Source organism: Streptomyces sp. RLB3-17 (assembly GCF_007113425.2).
In the GTDB taxonomy this organism is placed as follows: domain Bacteria; phylum Actinomycetota; class Actinomycetes; order Streptomycetales; family Streptomycetaceae; genus Streptomyces; species Streptomyces mirabilis_D.
In genome coordinates, this window is the sequence record NZ_CP041610.2 from 3,918,084 (window position 1) to 3,934,141 (window position 16,058).

Sequence of the window (16,058 nt, forward strand, 5' to 3'; positions counted from 1 at the left end):
CCCGCCCCGCAGAGCTCTACTCCCGCCCCGCCGACGCGAACGACATGTCCGCGTACCGCTCCCCGGCCACCTTCGAGGCGATCGGCTCCAGCACCGCCAACTCGTCCTCCGTCAGGACGATCCGCGTGGCCGCGGTGTTCTCCTCGACCCGGCTGCGCCTCGTCGTGCCCGGGATCGGCACCACCGGCAACCCGAGCGACGACGCCTGCTGCTGCACCCAGGCCAGCGCGATCTGCCCCGGCGACGCCCCGTGCGCCTCGGCGACCGCACGCACCGGCTCCAGCAGCGCGGCGTTGGCGGCCGCGTTGTCGCCGGTGAAACGCGGCATCGTACGGCGGAAGTCGTCCGAGGTCAGATCCTCGGCGTGGACGAACGAACCGGTGAGGAAACCGCGCCCGAGCGGCGAGTACGGCACCAGAGCGACGCCCAGCTCACGGACCGCCGGCACCACGCCCGCCTCGATGTCCCGGCTGAACAGCGACCACTCCGACTGCACGGCCGCGATCGGGTGCACGGCGTGCGCGGCGCGCAGCTCCCCGCCGGTGACCTCGCTCAGCCCGAGGTGCTTGACCTTGCCCTCGCGCACCAGCTCGGCCATCGCGGCGACGGTCTCCTCGATGGGGATGTTCACGTCACGGCGGTGCATGTAGTAGAGGTCGATGACCTCGACGTCCAGCCGCCGCAGGCTCCCCTCGACGGCCCGGCGGATGTACGGCGTGTCGTTGCGGATGGTCCGCTTCGTCGGATCGGCGGGATCACGGAAGATGCCGAACTTCGTGGCGAGGACGACTTCGTCGCGGTGCGCCCTGACGAAGGGCGAGATGAACTTCTCGTTCTCCCCCAGGCCGTACACGTCGGCCGTGTCGAAGAGCGTGACGCCCAGTTCCAGCGCCCGTTCCAGGGTGGCCCGGGCCTCGTCGGCGTCCGTGGGCCCGTACGCGGCGCTCATGCCCATGCAGCCGAGGCCCTGTACGCCGACCTCGGGGCCGCCGGTGCCCAGCTCCACGTTCGCGATCCTGCTGTCCGTCATCGGGACCTCTCCGACGCCAGGGCACGCCCGGCGTCCGCGTAGAAACTGATCTTGTGGTCGAGAACCGCCAGGGTGTCCTGGAGCTCGGCGATCCGCGCCTTGACGTCGCGGCGGGTCGCCTCCAGGAGCTCGAAGCGCGCGATGTAGGTCTCGTCCCCCTCGCGCACCAGCTCCGCGTACCGGACCATGTCGGCGACCGGCATACCGGTCAGCCGGAGCTTGCCGACGAGGTCGAGCCAGTCCAGGTCGCGGTTGCTGTAGCGGCGCTGGCCGGTGTGCGAGCGGTCGATGTGCGGCATCAGCCCGATCCGCTCGTACCAGCGCAGGGTGTGCGCGGTGAGGCCGGTGAAGGCGACGACCTCGCTGATCGTGTAGTTGTCCTGACCGTCCGGGCGCCGGTGCCGATGGGGTGGGGCGGCGCAGTCCCGGGTACGCGTACTGGTGCCGGTCTCGGCGGCCTCGGCCGTGGTCTCCATCACCGTCATGACCTCCACGCTAAAACCTTCGAGTGCACTCGAAGCAAGTGGATTCGGGTGAGAACCCGCCCGGCGACGTCCGACGGGTGCCCGCCGAAAATACGGAGACGTGCGCGGGGCACCCTGACTACCGTGCGGATCATGAGTCTCGTACGCCGTGCCGTGCCCGAGGACGCCGAGGAAGTGCTGCGGCTGCGCCAGGTGATGATCGACTCGGTCTTCGCCTCCGCCGGCCCCTCGTCCACCGAGTGGCACGCCCAGTCCCTTCCGACCATACGCGGCAGGCTCGCCGACCTCGACGGGGACTTCGTGGCCTTCGTCGTGGACCACCCGGACCACCCCGACCGGCCCGGCGCTCTCGCGGCGCTCGTCGCGGGGACGATCGAGTACCGGATCGGGCGCGCGGGCAATCCGCACGGCGCGGTCGGGCACGTCTTCAGCGTCGCGACCGATCCGGACGCGCGGCGGCGGGGGTACGCGCGGGCGTGCATGGAGACGCTCCTCGACTGGTTCCGCGAACGGAACGTCCGCCAGGTCGACCTCAACGCGTCCGCCGCGGCCGAGCCGCTGTACGCCTCGCTCGGATTCGTCCGCAAGGCCGACCCGTCGATGCGGCTGCAGCTGTGAGCCGCTTAGGCTCGTAGGCATGTCTTTGCAGAGCAGCCTGGCGTCGATCGAGAACTGGCCCGTTCCCACGGCGGCGGCGGCCGTCGTCCGCGCGGACGGGGCGGTGCTCGGGTCGCACGGTCCCGTCGATCAGCGTTTCGCCCTCGCCTCGGTCACCAAGCCGCTGGCCGCGTACGCCGCGCTCGTCGCGTACGAGGAGGGGGCGATCGAGCTCGACGAGCCTGCCGGTCCTGCCGGGTCGACGGTTCGTCATCTCCTCGCGCACACCTCCGGGCTCGCGTTCGACGAGCACCGGGTGACGTCCGCGCCCGGGGAGCGGCGGTTGTACTCCAACGCCGGGTTCGAGGTGCTCGGGGACCATGTCGCCAAGGCGACCGACATCCCCTTCGGGGAGTATCTGCGGCAGGCGGTGCTGGAGCCGCTGGGGATGACGAGGACGTCGCTGGACGGCTCGCCCGCGCGGGACGGGGTGTCGACGGTGGCGGACCTGGTGCGTTTCGCGGCCGAGGTGCAGGCGCCGCGGCTGCTCGATCCGCGTACGGTCCTGGAGGCCATGACCGTCCAGTACCCCGGTACGAAGGGGGTGCTGCCCGGGTACGGCCACCAGAACCCCAACGACTGGGGGCTCGGCTTCGAGATCCGCGACTCCAAGTCCCCCCACTGGACGGGGGTTTCCTCCTCCCCGCGGACCTTCGGTCACTTCGGTCAGTCCGGTACGTTCCTGTGGATCGACCCGGTGGCGGGCGCGGCGTGCGTCGCCCTCACGGACCGCGCGTTCGGCCCCTGGGCGGTCGAGTCCTGGCCCCCGTTCACGGATGCCGTGGTGACAGCCCTACGACCCTGATCCCACCGGTTCTTCGGCTGCGGGTGGGTGGGGGCTGGTCGCGCAGTTCCCCGCGCCCCTAAAAGCCTCCGGTCGGCCGGGGCTCGATGGCGATCGGAGTTTCAGATCGTGGGGGTCATCTCCCACAGCAACAGCTCCGCGGGGGCTCCCGCCACCGCTTCCAGGTCCTTGGCCTCGGTGATGCGGGCCGCGTCGCCGGGGCCCAACTCCTCGCCGTTCAGGAGCACTTCGCCGCGGACGACATGGACGTACACGAACCCGGCGTCCGGCACCGCCGTCCGCTCCCCCGCCGCCAGCCTCCGCACATGAAGCATCGCCCCGGCCTCGGGGACGGCGTACGGCGTGGAGTCGGCGATGCCGTGGACGACTTCGTAGGACGGTTCGCCGCCGGGTGACAGCGGGGCCAGCCACATCTGGACGAAGGCGAGGGGGACCGAGCCGTCGTTGCGTTCCACGTGGCGGACGCCGCCCGCGGAGCTGAGGCGCTGGACGTCCCCGGGGCGGACCACCGACTCGTGGCCCGCCGAGTCGCGATGGGTCAGCTCCCCCTCCACCACCCACGTGACGATCTCGGTGTGGCTGTGCGGGTGCTCGTCGAAGCCGGCGCCGGGCGCGAGCCACTCCTCGTTGCAGGCGATCACCGCGCCGAAGCGGAGGTTGTCGGGGTCGTAGTGCGGTCCGAAGGAGAAGGCGTGGAAGGAGGTGATCCCGGCGTCCGGGTCACCTCCGTGGTAGCGCTCGTCCGCGCGCCGTACGTCCATCAGATCCGCTCGTTCCGCCGTCGTCGCCGTACGTCCGTCACAACGGACACCGTAGCCCCGCCCCAGGCCCTCCCCCCGCCTACTTGCGACCCGCCGCCGCACGCCTCCGTCCTGATAAGGCAGTCTTGTCCCGTGCCCGAACCCGAATCCAGCAACACCGAGCGCCCAGCGCACGACATCCACGCGCACTCCGCGACCCTGAAGCGGCTGGAGAAGTCCTCCGGCAGTCTCGCCGCCCAGGCCATCGCGCGGATGGACGAGACGCTGCCGTGGTACCGGGCCATGCCACCGGAGAACCGTTCCTGGATCGGGCTCGTCGCTCAGGCCGGTATCGCGGCCTTCACCGAGTGGTTCCGGCACCCGAACGCCCCGCAGGCCATCTCCACCGATGTGTTCGGGACCGCGCCACGCGAGCTGACCAGGGCGATCACCCTGCGGCAGACCGTGGAGATGGTGCGCACGACCATCGAGGTCATGGAGAGCGCGATCGACGAGGTCGCCGCCCCGGGCGACGAGTCCGTACTGCGCGAGGCGCTGCTCGTGTACGCCCGGGAGATCGCCTTCGCCACCGCCCAGGTGTACGCGCAGGCCGCCGAGGCCCGGGGCGCCTGGGACGCCCGCCTCGAATCGCTCGTCGTGAACGCCGTGCTCTCCGGCGAGGCCGACGAGGGTGCCGTCAGCCGGGCCGCCGCCCTCGGGTGGAACTCGCCCGAACATGTCTGCGTGGTGCTGGGTACGGCGCCCGACGGTGACAGCGAGCTGACGGTCGAGGCGATCCGGCGCGCCGCCCGGCACGCCAAGCTGCAGGTGCTCACCGGTGTGCTCGGGGACCGGCTCGTGGTCATCGCGGGGGGTAACAACAACCCGCTCGGGGTCGCGAAGTCGTTGATCGGGCCCTATGCCGCCGGGCCCGTCGTCGCGGGGCCGATCGTGCCCGATCTGCTCGCCGCGACCCGCTCCGCGCAGGCCGCCGCCGCCGGGCTGAAGGCGTGTTTCGCCTGGCAGGACGCCCCGCGCCCGGTTCTGGCGGACGATCTGCTGCCGGAGCGCGCGATCGCCGGAGACCCCTCGGCGCGCGAGCAACTGGTGGAGGAGATCTACAGACCGCTTGAAGAAGCCGGCTCCGCGCTGCTGGAAACGCTCAGTGTCTATCTGGAACAGGCGAGCAGCCTCGAAGGCGCGGCCCGGATGCTCTTCGTTCACCCCAACACCGTGCGCTACCGGCTCCGACGTGTGACTGACGTCACCGGTTGGTCGCCTTCGGATGTACGATCCGCGTTCACACTGCGGATCGCGCTGATCCTGGGGCGTCTGGCCGATGGGGATCCTCAAGCCTAGGCTTTTGTCGGGGCTCTACAATTCCCCTTCGTGTTCTTCGTCCCTGTCCCCACGGGCGGCCGTGGCCGTCCACAAGAGAGAGTGTGAGAGTGCTCGTACTCGTCGCTCCCGGCCAGGGCGCTCAGACGCCTGGCTTCCTGACCCCTTGGCTCGATCTCCCCGGTGCCGCCGACCGCCTCGCCGCGTGGTCGGACGCCATCGGGCTCGACCTTGCCCGCTACGGCACACAGGCAGACGCGGACGAGATCCGGGACACGGCTGTCGCGCAGCCGCTCCTGGTCGCCGCCGGTCTCCTCTCCGCCGCCGCGCTCGGTGACGTCGCCGAGCTCGGCCCCGGTGCCGTCGCCGGTCACAGCGTCGGTGAGATCACCGCCGCCGCGTTCGCGGGCGTGCTCGACGCCACGGCCGCGCTGAAGCTCGTGCGCACCCGGGGTCTGGCGATGGCCGAGGCCGCCGCGATCACCGAGACCGGTATGTCGGCGCTGCTCGGCGGGGACCCCGAGACCACGGTCCCGCACCTGGAGAAGCTCGGTCTGACCCCGGCGAACGTGAACGGTGGGGGCCAGATCGTGGCCGCCGGCACGCTGGAGCAGCTGGCCGCCCTGGAGGCGGACAAGCCCGAGGGCGTCCGCCGCGTGGTGGCCCTGAAGGTCGCCGGCGCGTTCCACACGCACCACATGGCACCCGCGGTCGCGAAGCTGGCGCAGGCCGCCGAGGCCCTGAGCCCCGTGGACCCGAAGATCGCGTACGTCTCGAACAAGGACGGCAAGGTTGTCACGACCGGCGCCGAGGTCGTGCAGCGACTGGTCGGCCAGGTCGCGAACCCGGTCCGCTGGGACCTGTGCATGGAGACCTTCCAGGAGCTCGGCGCGACCGCGCTGATCGAGGTCTGCCCGGGCGGCACCCTGACCGGGCTCGCCAAGCGCGCGCTGCCGGGTGTGAAGACCCTGGCGCTGAAGACCCCCGACGACCTCGACGCGGCTCGCGAGCTCATCGCCGAGCACGCCTCCGCCTAAGGAGCCGACAGAGCATGTCGAAGATCAGGCCCAGCAAGGGCGCCCCGTACGCGCGGATCCTGGGTGTGGGCGGCTACCGTCCCGTCCGGGTCGTGCCGAACGAGGTGATCCTCGAGACGATCGACTCCTCCGACGAGTGGATCCGCTCGCGCTCCGGCATCGAGACCCGGCACTGGGCCTCCGACGAGGAGACCGTCGCCGCGATGTCGATCGAGGCGTCCGGCAAGGCCATCGCCGACGCCGGGATCAACGCCGACCAGATCGGCGCCGTGGTCGTCTCGACCGTCTCGCACTTCAGCCAGACTCCGGCCGTCGCGACGGAGATCGCCGACAAGCTCGGCACGCAGAAGGCCGCCGCCTTCGACATCTCGGCCGGCTGCGCGGGCTTCGGCTACGGCCTCACGCTCGCCAAGGGCATGATCGTCGAGGGTTCGGCGGAGTACGTCCTCGTCATCGGCGTGGAGCGGCTGTCCGACCTGACCGACCTGGAGGACCGTGCGACGGCCTTCCTGTTCGGTGACGGCGCGGGCGCGGTCGTCGTGGGCCCCTCCGAGGAGCCGCACATCGGCCCGACCGTGTGGGGCAGCGAGGGCGACAAGGCCGGCACGATCAAGCAGACCGTGCCGTGGGACCGTTTCCGCATCGGCGACGTGTCCGAGCTTCCCCTCGACTCCAAGGGCGAGATCAAGTTCCCTGCGATCACGCAGGAGGGCCAGGCGGTGTTCCGCTGGGCCGTGTTCGAGATGGCGAAGGTCGCCCAGCAGGCGCTGGACGCGGCCGGAATCACCGCGGACGACCTGGACGTCTTCATTCCCCACCAGGCCAACGAGCGGATCATCGACTCGATGGTGAAGACGTTGAAACTGCCGCAGCACGTCACGGTCGCGCGTGACGTACGCACCACCGGCAACACCTCGGCCGCCTCGATCCCGCTCGCGATGGAGCGGCTTCTGGCGACCGGCGAGGCGAAGAGCGGCGACACCGCGCTCGTCATCGGCTTCGGGGCGGGTCTCGTGTACGCCGCGACGGTCGTTACTCTCCCCTAGGCACTCCGTGCCGGATCATCCGGTCCGTACGGAATACCGCCAACCCTCTCTGGATACACACCGAAGGAGCGCCTGACATGGCCGCCACTCAGGAAGAGATCGTCGAAGGTCTCGCCGAGATCGTGAACGAGATCGCCGGGATCCCCACCGAGGACGTCCAGCTGGACAAGTCCTTCACCGACGACCTGGACGTCGACTCGCTGTCCATGGTCGAGGTCGTCGTCGCCGCCGAAGAGCGCTTCGACGTCAAGATCCCGGACGACGACGTCAAGAACCTCAAGACCGTCGGCGACGCGACCGACTACATCCTCAAGCACCAGGCCTGATCCAGCGATCGGGCCCGGTTCGCCCGGCCCGGTCCACCGATCAGTCCGTTGCCCCGCCACCCGGCGGTGGCGCCGCTGAATCCTCGTATTTGGAGAAAGAATTCCCGTGAGCTCGACCAATCGCACCGTGGTCGTCACCGGTATCGGCGCAACCACACCGCTGGGTGGCGACGCAGCCTCTACCTGGGAGGGCCTCGTCGCCGGCAAGTCCGGTGTCCGCGCCCTGGAGCAGGACTGGGCCGCCGACCAGGCGGTCCGAATCGCGGCGCAGATCGCCGTGGAGCCGGGCGAGGTCATCCCCCGCCCGCAGGCCCGCCGTCTCGACCGCTCGGCGCAGTTCGCTCTGATCGCCGCCAAGGAAGCCTGGGCCGACGCCGGTTTCACCGACAAGGCCGGCGACGACGCCTCCGTCGACCCGGACCGGCTCGGCACCGTCATCGCCTCCGGCATCGGTGGCGTGACGACGCTGCTCGACCAGTACGACGTGCTGAAGGAGAAGGGCGTCCGCCGCGTCTCCCCGCACACCGTTCCCATGCTCATGCCGAACGGCCCGTCCGCCAACGTGGGTCTGCTCGTCGGCGCCCGCGCCGGCGTGCACACCCCCGTCTCCGCCTGCGCCTCGGGCGCCGAGGCCATCGGCTACGCCATCGAGATGATCCGCACCGGGCGCGCCGACGTCGTCGTCGCCGGTGGTACGGAGGCGGCGATCCACCCGCTGCCCATCGCCGCGTTCGGCAACATGATGGCGATGTCCAAGAACAACGACGACCCGCAGGGCGCCTCGCGCCCCTACGACGTCGCGCGTGACGGCTTCGTCCTCGGTGAGGGCGCCGGCGTCCTCGTCCTGGAGTCCGCCGAGCACGCCGCCAAGCGCGGCGCCCGGGTGTACGCGGAGGCGGTCGGCCAGGGCATCTCCGCCGACGGCCACGACATCGTGCAGCCGGAGCCGGAGGGGCGCGGCATCTCCCACGCCCTGCAGAACCTGCTCGACAACACCGACCTGGACCCGGCCGAGATCGTGCACGTGAACGCGCACGCGACCTCGACGCCCGCCGGTGACGTGGCGGAACTGAAGGCGCTGCGCAAGGTCTTCGGGGACGACGCCGACCACATGGCGGTCTCCGCGACCAAGTCGATGACCGGTCATCTCCTCGGTGGCGCGGGGGGTGTGGAGTCGGTGGCGTCGGTGCTGGCGCTGTACAACCGGATCGCTCCGCCGACCATCAACGTCGAGAACCTCGACCCCGAGGCCGAGGCGAACGCCGACATCGTGCGCGGGGAGGCTCGCAAGCTGCCTGTCGAGGGCCGCATTGCCGCCCTGAACGACTCGTTCGGGTTCGGTGGGCACAACGTGGTGCTGGCGTTCCGTACGATCTGAATTCGGCCGTAGGTGTACTGAACCGGCGTGTGGCCCGGACTCCCTGGTGGAGTTCGGGCCACATTTGCTTGTTCGTCGGGTGGGGGCTGGTGGGGGCTGGGCGCGCAGTTCCCCGCGCCCCTAAAAACAGGGAGCTGCCCCTGAGGGCGACTAAGAGTCAAACCACCTGGTGGAGCCAGCGGACCGGAGCGCCCTCTCCCGCGTAGCGGAAGGGTTCCAGTTCGTCGTCCCAGGGCTTGCCCAGGAGTTTGGCGAGGTCGGACTCCAGGTCGCTCTCGCCGCGCTGGGAGCGCAGGAGGGCGGCGCGCAGGCGGTCCTCGGGGATGAGGATGTCGCCGTGGATTCCGGTGACCGCGTGGAAGATGCCCAGTTCGGGGGTGCAGCTGTAGCGCTCGCCCTCGGCCGTGGGGCAGGGCTCGGCGGTGACCTCGAAGCGCAGCATCTGCCAGCCGCGCAGCGCGGAGGCCAGCTTGGAGGCGGTGCCGACCTCGCCCTTCCAGGAGAACTCGGATCTCCAGGTGCCCGGCGAGGCGGGTTGCCGGATCCAGTCGAGGTTGACGCGGGTACCGAGCACGCCCGCGACCGCCCACTCGACGTGCGGGCACAGCGCGCGGGGCGCGGAGTGCACGTAGAGAACTCCACGTGTCGTCACTGGGGCCTCCGGACAGAGCGAGACATCTTGTAACTTAGCGGAAAGGCTGTGGCAGGGCGGCCACGTGGCGAGGCTACCGTGCGGCGGCGCAAGGAGTGTGACGTACCGTCGGTCCCAGCGCCCAGAAACATTGAGGTTTCACCCAAGGGGACGCGGTGCGACCGGTCGCGTACTGCGGGGTGTCGGCCAACCGTGTCGCATGGGTGCTGAGCAATGGTGCTGAGCAATCGTGCTTGACGAACGAGGGGACCAGGGGATGCGTCACAGGATTCACCGTTCTCGGGCCGCCCTCGCCATCGCGTCGGCGGCTCTCCTGGGCGTCGCCGTCGCCGGCTGCGACGCCGTCGGTGACAACTCCCCGGCGCCCCGGGGCACGACGGCCAAGGCGTTCCCGAAGCCGACCCCCACCTGGGACCGCAGCCCGACGTCGATGGCCGCCGTCGGGGACTCCATCACCCGCGGCTTCGACGCGTGCACCGTGCTGTCCGACTGTCCGGAGGTGTCCTGGGCGACCGGCAGCGACACGAAGGTCAAGAGCCTCGCCGTGCGGCTGCTCGGGCAGGCCGGGGCCGCCGAGCGCAGCTGGAACTACGCGGTGACCGGTGCCCGGATGGCGGATCTCCCCGACCAGATGGCACAGGCCGTCACGAACAAGCCAGAGCTGGTGACCGTGATGGCGGGCGCGAACGACGCCTGCCGCTCGTCGGTGTCGGCGATGACCCCCGTCGCCGAGTTCCGCGCCGAGTTCGAGGACGCCATGGACACGCTGCGCAAGGCGCTGCCCAAGACCCAGGTGTACGTGTCGAGCGTGCCGGATCTGAAGCGGCTGTGGTCCGAGGGGCGGAGCAACCCGCTGGGCAAGCAGATCTGGAAGCTGGGTATCTGCCCCTCGATGCTGGGCGACGCGGACTCCCTGACCACGACGGCGATGCGGCGGCGCACGACGGTGCAGGACCGGGTGGAGGCGTACAACCAGGTCCTTAAGGAGGTGTGCGCCAAGGACCAGCACTGCCGCTTCGACGGGGGCGCGGTCTTCGACTACCGCTTCGGCACGGACCAGCTGAGCCACTGGGACTGGTTCCACCCGAGCAGGGACGGGCAGGCGCGGCTCGCGGAGATGGCCTATCGGGTGGTGACGGCGACGAAGCCGGTGAGCTAGGGCCTGCCGTTCGGATCAGGCCTGGGCCACGGGGTCTGGCACGCACCGGCGCTGGTCAAGCACCGTCTCCTGAAACGACCTGATCCGAACGGCAGGCCCTGGGCCCTGTCGTTCGGATCCTTGGCCTAGGCTTTCGATCATGCACTGCGAATTCTTCGGCACTCTTCCCGACGGCACCCCGGTCCACCGCTGGACGCTGGAGCGTGCCGGGGTGCGGGTGCGGATCCTGACGTACGGCGGGATCGTCCAGTCGGTCGAGGTCCCGGACCGGGACGGGGTGCGCGCGGACGTGGTGCTGGGGTTCTCCGACCTCGACGGCTATCTGACGCACACGGGGCCGTACTTCGGGGCACTCGTCGGGCGGTACGCGAACCGGATCGCCGGGGGCCGCTTCCTGCTCGACGGCCTCACCTATCACCTGGCGCCGAACAACCCGCCCAACTCCCTGCACGGCGGGGAGCGCGGCTTCGACAAGCGAGTGTGGGACGCGGAGCCGGTCGATCACGGGCTGCGCCTGACCAGGGTCTCCCCGCACGGCGAGGAGGGCTTCCCGGGCCGTCTGGAGGTCTCGGCGACGTACACCCTGGACGAGGGGGGCGCGCTGGGGATCGCGTACGAGGCGGTCACGGACGCGCCGACCGTGGTGAACCTGACGAACCACACGTACTGGAACCTGGCCGGTACGGGCAACGCCGGCGGCCACGAACTCCGCCTGGACGCCTCGCGGTTGACGCCGGTGGACGCCGATCTGATCCCCACCGGGGCGCTGGACGCCGTCGACGGGACGCGGTTCGACTTCCGTACGGCGCGGAAGGTCGGCGCCGGCTACGACCACAACCTCGTCCTCGACAAGGGGCTCACGCAGACCGCCGTCGAGGTCGCCGAGCTGCACGACCCGTCCTCCGGGCGGACGCTGACGGTCGCGACCACCGAACCCGGGCTCCAGCTGTACACCGCGGAGCACCTGAGCGACCCCTTCGCCCCCGGGGACGGCGTCGCGCTGGAGACCCAGCACTTCCCCGACTCCCCCAACCGGCCGGAGTTCCCGAGCACGGAACTGCGGCCGGGCGGGGTGTACCGGTCGGAGACCGTGTACGGGTTCGGCGTCCGCGACCAGTAACCGACGACCGGCGACCGACCGTCAGACGCTCTCGCCGCGCATCCGCTTGGTGGCCCTGCCCAGCAGGGTCATCGCGCCGAGGCAGACCGCGACCACCACGGCCCCGATCAGCGCGGGGAGCGGGGACTTGCCCTTGATCCCCTCCACGAGCACGGTGGTGGCCAGCACCATGATGATCGAGTACAGGCTCCGGCCGACCTTGGCGCCGGCCGGGATCACCCGCAGCAGCTGCGGGATCGTCGTGGCGGCGGCGATGCCCATGCCGAACGGGATGAACGCGCCGAGCACCAGGGCGCCGAAGCCGAACGAGTTGCCGTACGCGCCCCATCCGGCGCCCTTGTAGAGCAGATAGCCCGCGGCGCCGAGGGACAGCAGGACGAGTACGCCGTTGAGGTACGCGGCGAGGGTGGCGGCCTTGCGGGCGCCCGGCAGATGCGCGGCCGGGGAGCGCCAGGCGTCCGGGGTGATCAGGCGCAGTTGCTGCTTGAGGGCCCGCATCCGCGTCATGGCGAAGAGGCCGACGGCCACGGCGACCAGTCCGACGGCCGTGGCCGCGAAGCCGACCGGTGTCCGCGTGACGCCGTAGTGGGCGCCGCCGAAGGTCAGCGGGATGCCGAGGACGAAGCCGTACGCGTATGTCTTCGCCTGCTGCTGGATGCGCAGCACCAGCTGTCGCTGGTCGGGGGTGAGGTGGGGGTCCAGCCGCATCTCGCCCTCGCCCAGGTGCTGTTGAGGGGCCTGGGGCTGCTGCTGGTACTGAGGCGGGTACGGGACCTGCTGCGGGGGCGGGTAGGAGGGCTGCTGCCCCTGATAGGGCCCCTGCGGTGGGTACGGGCCTGGCTGCTGACCTGGGTACATGCGTTGTTCTCCCCCGAACCGGCGTGTTCCGGCCCGCGAGTCTGCCACAGGTGGCCGAGAACCGACGAGCCCCGATCCGGATGTCAGGTTCCGGACCGGGGCTGCTCGGGGTGGACTCGTCCCGCGTCAGACGTTAATCGTCGCCGCGACCCGACGGTCGACGATCGAGCGACCCGCAGCAATCTCGTACGAACCCTTCACAAACACCCAGGCTCCGGTGCTCTCGTCCCAGACCTCGAAGGCCCGGCGCGGGAGGACGAGGACGACGTCGACGCTCTCGCCGGGGCCCGCCTCGACGCCCGCGAAGGCGGCGAGCCACCGGGCCGGACGCTCGGCGTCGGCCTCGACGGGCGCCAGATAGACCTGTACGACCTCGCGCCCGGCCCGCGCACCGGAGTTGCGGACGCGGACCGTGACCGTCGTCGTACCCGAATCGGAACCGGAACCGGCACCGGCACCCGAACCGGCACCGGCACCCCCGTCGCCGTCGCCGAGCTCGATCGACTCGTACGTCCAGTCGGTGTAGCCGAGGCCGTGTCCGAAGGCGTACGAGGGGGTCCTGCCTTCCTTCTCCCAGGCGCGGTAGCCGATGAACACGCCCTCGGTGTACGGGAGTTCGCCGTCGGCCGGGACCACCTGGGTGACCGGGGCGGCCGTGAGGGAGCCCCAGGTGGTGGGCAGCCGGCCGCCGGGCTCGTGGGCGCCGGTGAGGACGTCGGCGAGGGCGGCGCCGCCCTCCTGGCCGGGGAACCAGCTGAGCAGTACGGCCGCGACCTCCTCGCGCCACGGCAGCTCGACCGGGGAGCCGGCGTTGACGACCACGACGGTGTTCGGGTTGGCGGCGGCGACGGCGTGCACCAACTCGTCCTGACGGCCCGGCAGCCGGAGGTCCTTGCGGTCGAAGCCCTCGGACTCGACGCGGTCGGTGGTGGCGACCACCACGACGGCGGTGTCGGCGGCGCGGGCGGCTTCGACGGCCTCGGCGATGAGTTCGTCGGGGTCGCGGCGCGGGTCCTGGTGGGCGAGTGCGAAGCCGACCACCTTCAGCGGCGCGCCCTCGGGGACGACGATGACGTGACGCAGCGCCACCTCGTACGTCTCACCGGCGACGAGATCCACCTGGGCGCGCTCGACGGGGGCGCCGAAGAACGCCTCGAAGGGGTCGTCCTTCGTGCCGCGCTGGATGTCGTCGAAGTGGACCGTGCCGTCGACGGTGAGCGTGAACGCGCCGAGGCCCTTGATGCCGAGGGTGTGGGTGCCGCTCTCGCGCGGGGTGAAGGTGCCGGTCAGTTCGACGCTGTGGAGGGTGGCGTGGGTGACGCCCTCGGGGAGGTCGTCGCCCATCCACTGGATCTGGCCGTTGGGGGCCGAGCCGGTGCCGACGACCGCGCCGTCCCGGTCGCGGCAGACGGCCCGCAGGGTGAACCCCCTGTCGGCGACGGCGAGTTCCTCGTTCGGGTCGGCGCCGACGGCGTACGTGAGGCTGCCCTCGGGGAGGGCGGCGGTGAGGCCGTCGAGGGGCGGGACGACCCGGGCGGGGAAGACGGTGGCGGAGCCGCCGCCGAGGATGCGGGCGTCGCGGGCGGCGGCGCCGATCAGGGCGACCTTGTGCCCTTCGCCGCGCGCTTCCCCGTGCCCTTCCCCGCGCCCTCCCCCGAGCGGAAGAGCCCCTTGGTTGCGCACGAGGACGAAGGAGCGGCGGGCGATCTCGCGGGCCAGGGCCTCGCCGTCCACCGTCGCGGGCGGTTCGGTGACGACCGGCTCGGCGCCCTCCAGGATGCCGACGCGGGCGGCGAGCCGCAGGACGTTGCGGACGGCCTCGTCGACCTTGGCCTCCTCGACCTCGCCCGCGCGGACGGCGGCGGCGAGCGCCTCCCCGTACACGGTCCGGGGACCGGGCATGGCGACGTCGAGACCGCCCTCGAGGGCGCCGGCCGTGGCGCGGGCGGCGGTCCAGTCGGAGACGTTGAAGCCGTCGAACCCCCACTCGCCGCGCAGGATCTCGTTCACGAGGTGGTGGTGCTCGGTCATCGTGGTGCCGTTGACCGTGTTGTAGGCGGTCATGATGCCCCAGGGATGGGCATGGGCGACGATGGCCTCGAAGGGGGCCAGGTACAGCTCGCGCAGGGCGCGTTCGGAGAGCAGGTTGTTCACCGTGAAGCGGTCGGTCTCGGCGTCGTTGGCGACGAAGTGCTTGACGGTGGTGCCGACGCCGCCCGACTGGACGCCCTGGACATAGCCGGAGCCGATCTCGCCGGTCAGGTACGGGTCCTCGCTGTACGCCTCGAAGTGGCGGCCGCCGAGCGGGGAACGGTGCAGGTTGACGGTGGGGGCGAGGAGGACGTGGACCTGCTTGCGGCGGGCCTCCTGGGCGAGCAGGGTGCCCGCCCGGCGGGCGAGGGCCGGGTCCCAGGTGGCGGCGAGCGCGGTCGGCGAGGGGAGCGCGATCGACGGGTCGTCGGCGGTCCAGTGGACACCGCGTACGCCGATCGGGCCGTCGGACATGACGAGGGACTTGAGGCCGATCTCGGGCAGCGCGGGCAACGACCACATGTCCTGCCCGGCGAGCAGCCTCGTCTTCGCGTCCAGGTCCAGCTTGCCGAGGGCCGCCTCGACGACCGCCTCGCGGGCCTCGTCGGCCGGTGTGCGCGTTCCCGCCATCGCGGTGCCTCCTCATTGAGTCCGTGAGTCCGTGAATCCGCGAATCCGTGAGCCCGGGAATCCCTGAGCCCGGGAATCCGTGAGCCCGGGAATCCGTGAGCCCTTGAATCCGCTCTGCGCGTCCATCCTGCATCCGATACCTGTAGAGCAGTAGGTTTCGTGATTTCTTCGTTACATTCTATGGGTGCGCATGCCGTACGGTGACGCCATGGGCACCAGGGCCAGAAGCGAGGAGCGACGCGCCGAGATCGTCCGGGCGGCCCTGGAGGTGATCGCCGAGCGCGGCTACCGGGGCGCGAGCATGGCGTCGGTCGCGGAACGCGTGGGGCTGACCCAGCAGGGGCTGCTGCACTACTTCCCGACGAAGGACGCGCTGCTCGTCGCGGTGCTCAAGGAGCGGGACCAGTGGGACGCCGTGCCCGACACCCAGTGGCGGGTCGACCTGCTCGCCTCACTGGTCGAGTACAACGCCATGCGGCCCGGGATCATCCAGACGTTCTCGGCGCTGCTCGGCGAGAGCGTCACCGAGGGGCACCCGGCGCGCGAGTACTTCACCGAGCGGTACGCGCGGGTGCGCGCGAGCATGGCGGCGGTGCTGCGCGCCGAGTACGGGGAGCGGCTGCCGAACGGGCTCACGCCCGAGCGCACCGCCCCGCTGCTGGTGGCGGTGATGGACGGCCTCCAGTTCCAGTGGCTCCTGGACCCGGAGTCGGTGGACATGCCGGGCGCCTTCCGGGACTTCCTCGCGCTGCTCGGCGAGGACTGA

Annotated in this window: 16 protein-coding genes; 10 read left to right on the forward strand and 6 right to left on the reverse strand. The window is 71.0% G+C overall.

Going from position 1 to position 16,058, the window contains the following annotated elements; translation table 11 throughout:
* Window positions 1–16 precede the first annotated feature (16 nt).
* Entirely contained in the window at window positions 17–1,030 is a 1,014-nt protein-coding gene (locus tag FNV62_RS18115) for an aldo/keto reductase (RefSeq protein WP_054231006.1), read from the reverse strand.
* On the reverse strand, window positions 1,027–1,515 hold the full coding sequence (locus FNV62_RS18120) for a MerR family transcriptional regulator (RefSeq protein ID WP_054231051.1): 489 nt from the start codon (window positions 1,513–1,515) through the stop codon (window positions 1,027–1,029). The genes FNV62_RS18115 and FNV62_RS18120 overlap by 4 nt, the downstream gene beginning before the upstream one ends.
* A 132-nt stretch (window positions 1,516–1,647) precedes the next feature.
* On the opposite strand from FNV62_RS18120, the gene FNV62_RS18125 reads away from it, so the two are divergent.
* A complete protein-coding gene (locus FNV62_RS18125; protein WP_097288930.1) occupies window positions 1,648–2,133 on the forward strand; it encodes a GNAT family N-acetyltransferase in 486 nt (161 codons plus the stop codon).
* Window positions 2,134–2,152: 19 nt separating this feature from the next.
* Window positions 2,153–2,977: a serine hydrolase domain-containing protein gene (locus FNV62_RS18130; RefSeq protein ID WP_097284531.1), complete on the forward strand. Its 825-nt coding sequence runs from the start codon at window positions 2,153–2,155 to the stop codon at window positions 2,975–2,977.
* A gap of 101 nt (window positions 2,978–3,078) precedes the next feature.
* Here FNV62_RS18130 and FNV62_RS18135 read toward each other — a convergent pair whose 3' ends face one another.
* Window positions 3,079–3,738: a pirin family protein gene (locus FNV62_RS18135; RefSeq protein ID WP_097284532.1), complete on the reverse strand. Its 660-nt coding sequence runs from the start codon at window positions 3,736–3,738 to the stop codon at window positions 3,079–3,081.
* 132 nt (window positions 3,739–3,870) lie between these two features.
* On the opposite strand from FNV62_RS18135, the gene fasR reads away from it, so the two are divergent.
* The 5 genes from fasR to fabF all read left to right on the forward strand — a co-directional run bounded on the left by fasR (window position 3,871) and on the right by fabF (window position 8,842).
* Complete coding sequence (gene fasR / locus FNV62_RS18140; protein ID WP_054231008.1) at window positions 3,871–5,076, forward strand: fatty acid biosynthesis transcriptional regulator FasR; 1,206 nt, start codon at window positions 3,871–3,873, stop codon at window positions 5,074–5,076.
* A gap of 89 nt (window positions 5,077–5,165) precedes the next feature.
* Window positions 5,166–6,092 carry an ACP S-malonyltransferase gene (locus FNV62_RS18145; protein ID WP_097284533.1) on the forward strand — a complete coding sequence of 309 codons (927 nt, stop codon included), beginning with the start codon at window positions 5,166–5,168 and terminating at the stop codon, window positions 6,090–6,092.
* Window positions 6,093–6,106: 14 nt separating this feature from the next.
* Window positions 6,107–7,138 carry a ketoacyl-ACP synthase III gene (locus FNV62_RS18150; RefSeq protein ID WP_054231010.1) on the forward strand — a complete coding sequence of 344 codons (1,032 nt, stop codon included), beginning with the start codon at window positions 6,107–6,109 and terminating at the stop codon, window positions 7,136–7,138.
* Window positions 7,139–7,215: 77 nt separating this feature from the next.
* The gene (locus FNV62_RS18155; RefSeq protein ID WP_028800941.1) at window positions 7,216–7,464 is read left to right on the forward strand and encodes an acyl carrier protein; all 249 of its coding nucleotides are present in this window, start codon (window positions 7,216–7,218) and stop codon (window positions 7,462–7,464) included.
* Between the two features lie 106 nt (window positions 7,465–7,570).
* A complete protein-coding gene (gene fabF / locus FNV62_RS18160; protein ID WP_054231011.1) occupies window positions 7,571–8,842 on the forward strand; it encodes a beta-ketoacyl-ACP synthase II in 1,272 nt (423 codons plus the stop codon).
* Window positions 8,843–8,999: 157 nt separating this feature from the next.
* On the opposite strand, the gene FNV62_RS18165 is transcribed toward fabF, so the two are convergent.
* Window positions 9,000–9,494: a DUF3145 domain-containing protein gene (locus FNV62_RS18165; RefSeq protein WP_054231012.1), complete on the reverse strand. Its 495-nt coding sequence runs from the start codon at window positions 9,492–9,494 to the stop codon at window positions 9,000–9,002.
* 256 nt (window positions 9,495–9,750) lie between these two features.
* Here FNV62_RS18165 and FNV62_RS18170 point away from each other — a divergent pair, with 256 nt between their 5' ends.
* Together FNV62_RS18170 and FNV62_RS18175 are read left to right on the forward strand one after the other, a co-directional pair.
* On the forward strand, window positions 9,751–10,653 hold the full coding sequence (locus tag FNV62_RS18170; protein WP_060896025.1) for an SGNH/GDSL hydrolase family protein: 903 nt from the start codon (window positions 9,751–9,753) through the stop codon (window positions 10,651–10,653).
* 139 nt (window positions 10,654–10,792) lie between these two features.
* Window positions 10,793–11,773: an aldose epimerase family protein gene (locus tag FNV62_RS18175; protein WP_097284536.1), complete on the forward strand. Its 981-nt coding sequence runs from the start codon at window positions 10,793–10,795 to the stop codon at window positions 11,771–11,773.
* A 21-nt stretch (window positions 11,774–11,794) separates the two neighbouring features.
* On the opposite strand, the gene FNV62_RS18180 is transcribed toward FNV62_RS18175, so the two are convergent.
* Both FNV62_RS18180 and FNV62_RS18185 read right to left on the reverse strand, forming a co-directional pair.
* Complete coding sequence (locus FNV62_RS18180) at window positions 11,795–12,631, reverse strand: hypothetical protein (protein WP_144315406.1); 837 nt, start codon at window positions 12,629–12,631, stop codon at window positions 11,795–11,797.
* Window positions 12,632–12,757: 126 nt separating this feature from the next.
* Complete coding sequence (locus FNV62_RS18185; RefSeq protein WP_144315407.1) at window positions 12,758–15,292, reverse strand: glycoside hydrolase family 3 protein; 2,535 nt, start codon at window positions 15,290–15,292, stop codon at window positions 12,758–12,760.
* A gap of 190 nt (window positions 15,293–15,482) precedes the next feature.
* Here FNV62_RS18185 and FNV62_RS18190 point away from each other — a divergent pair, with 190 nt between their 5' ends.
* A complete protein-coding gene (locus FNV62_RS18190) occupies window positions 15,483–16,058 on the forward strand; it encodes a TetR/AcrR family transcriptional regulator (RefSeq protein WP_097284540.1) in 576 nt (191 codons plus the stop codon).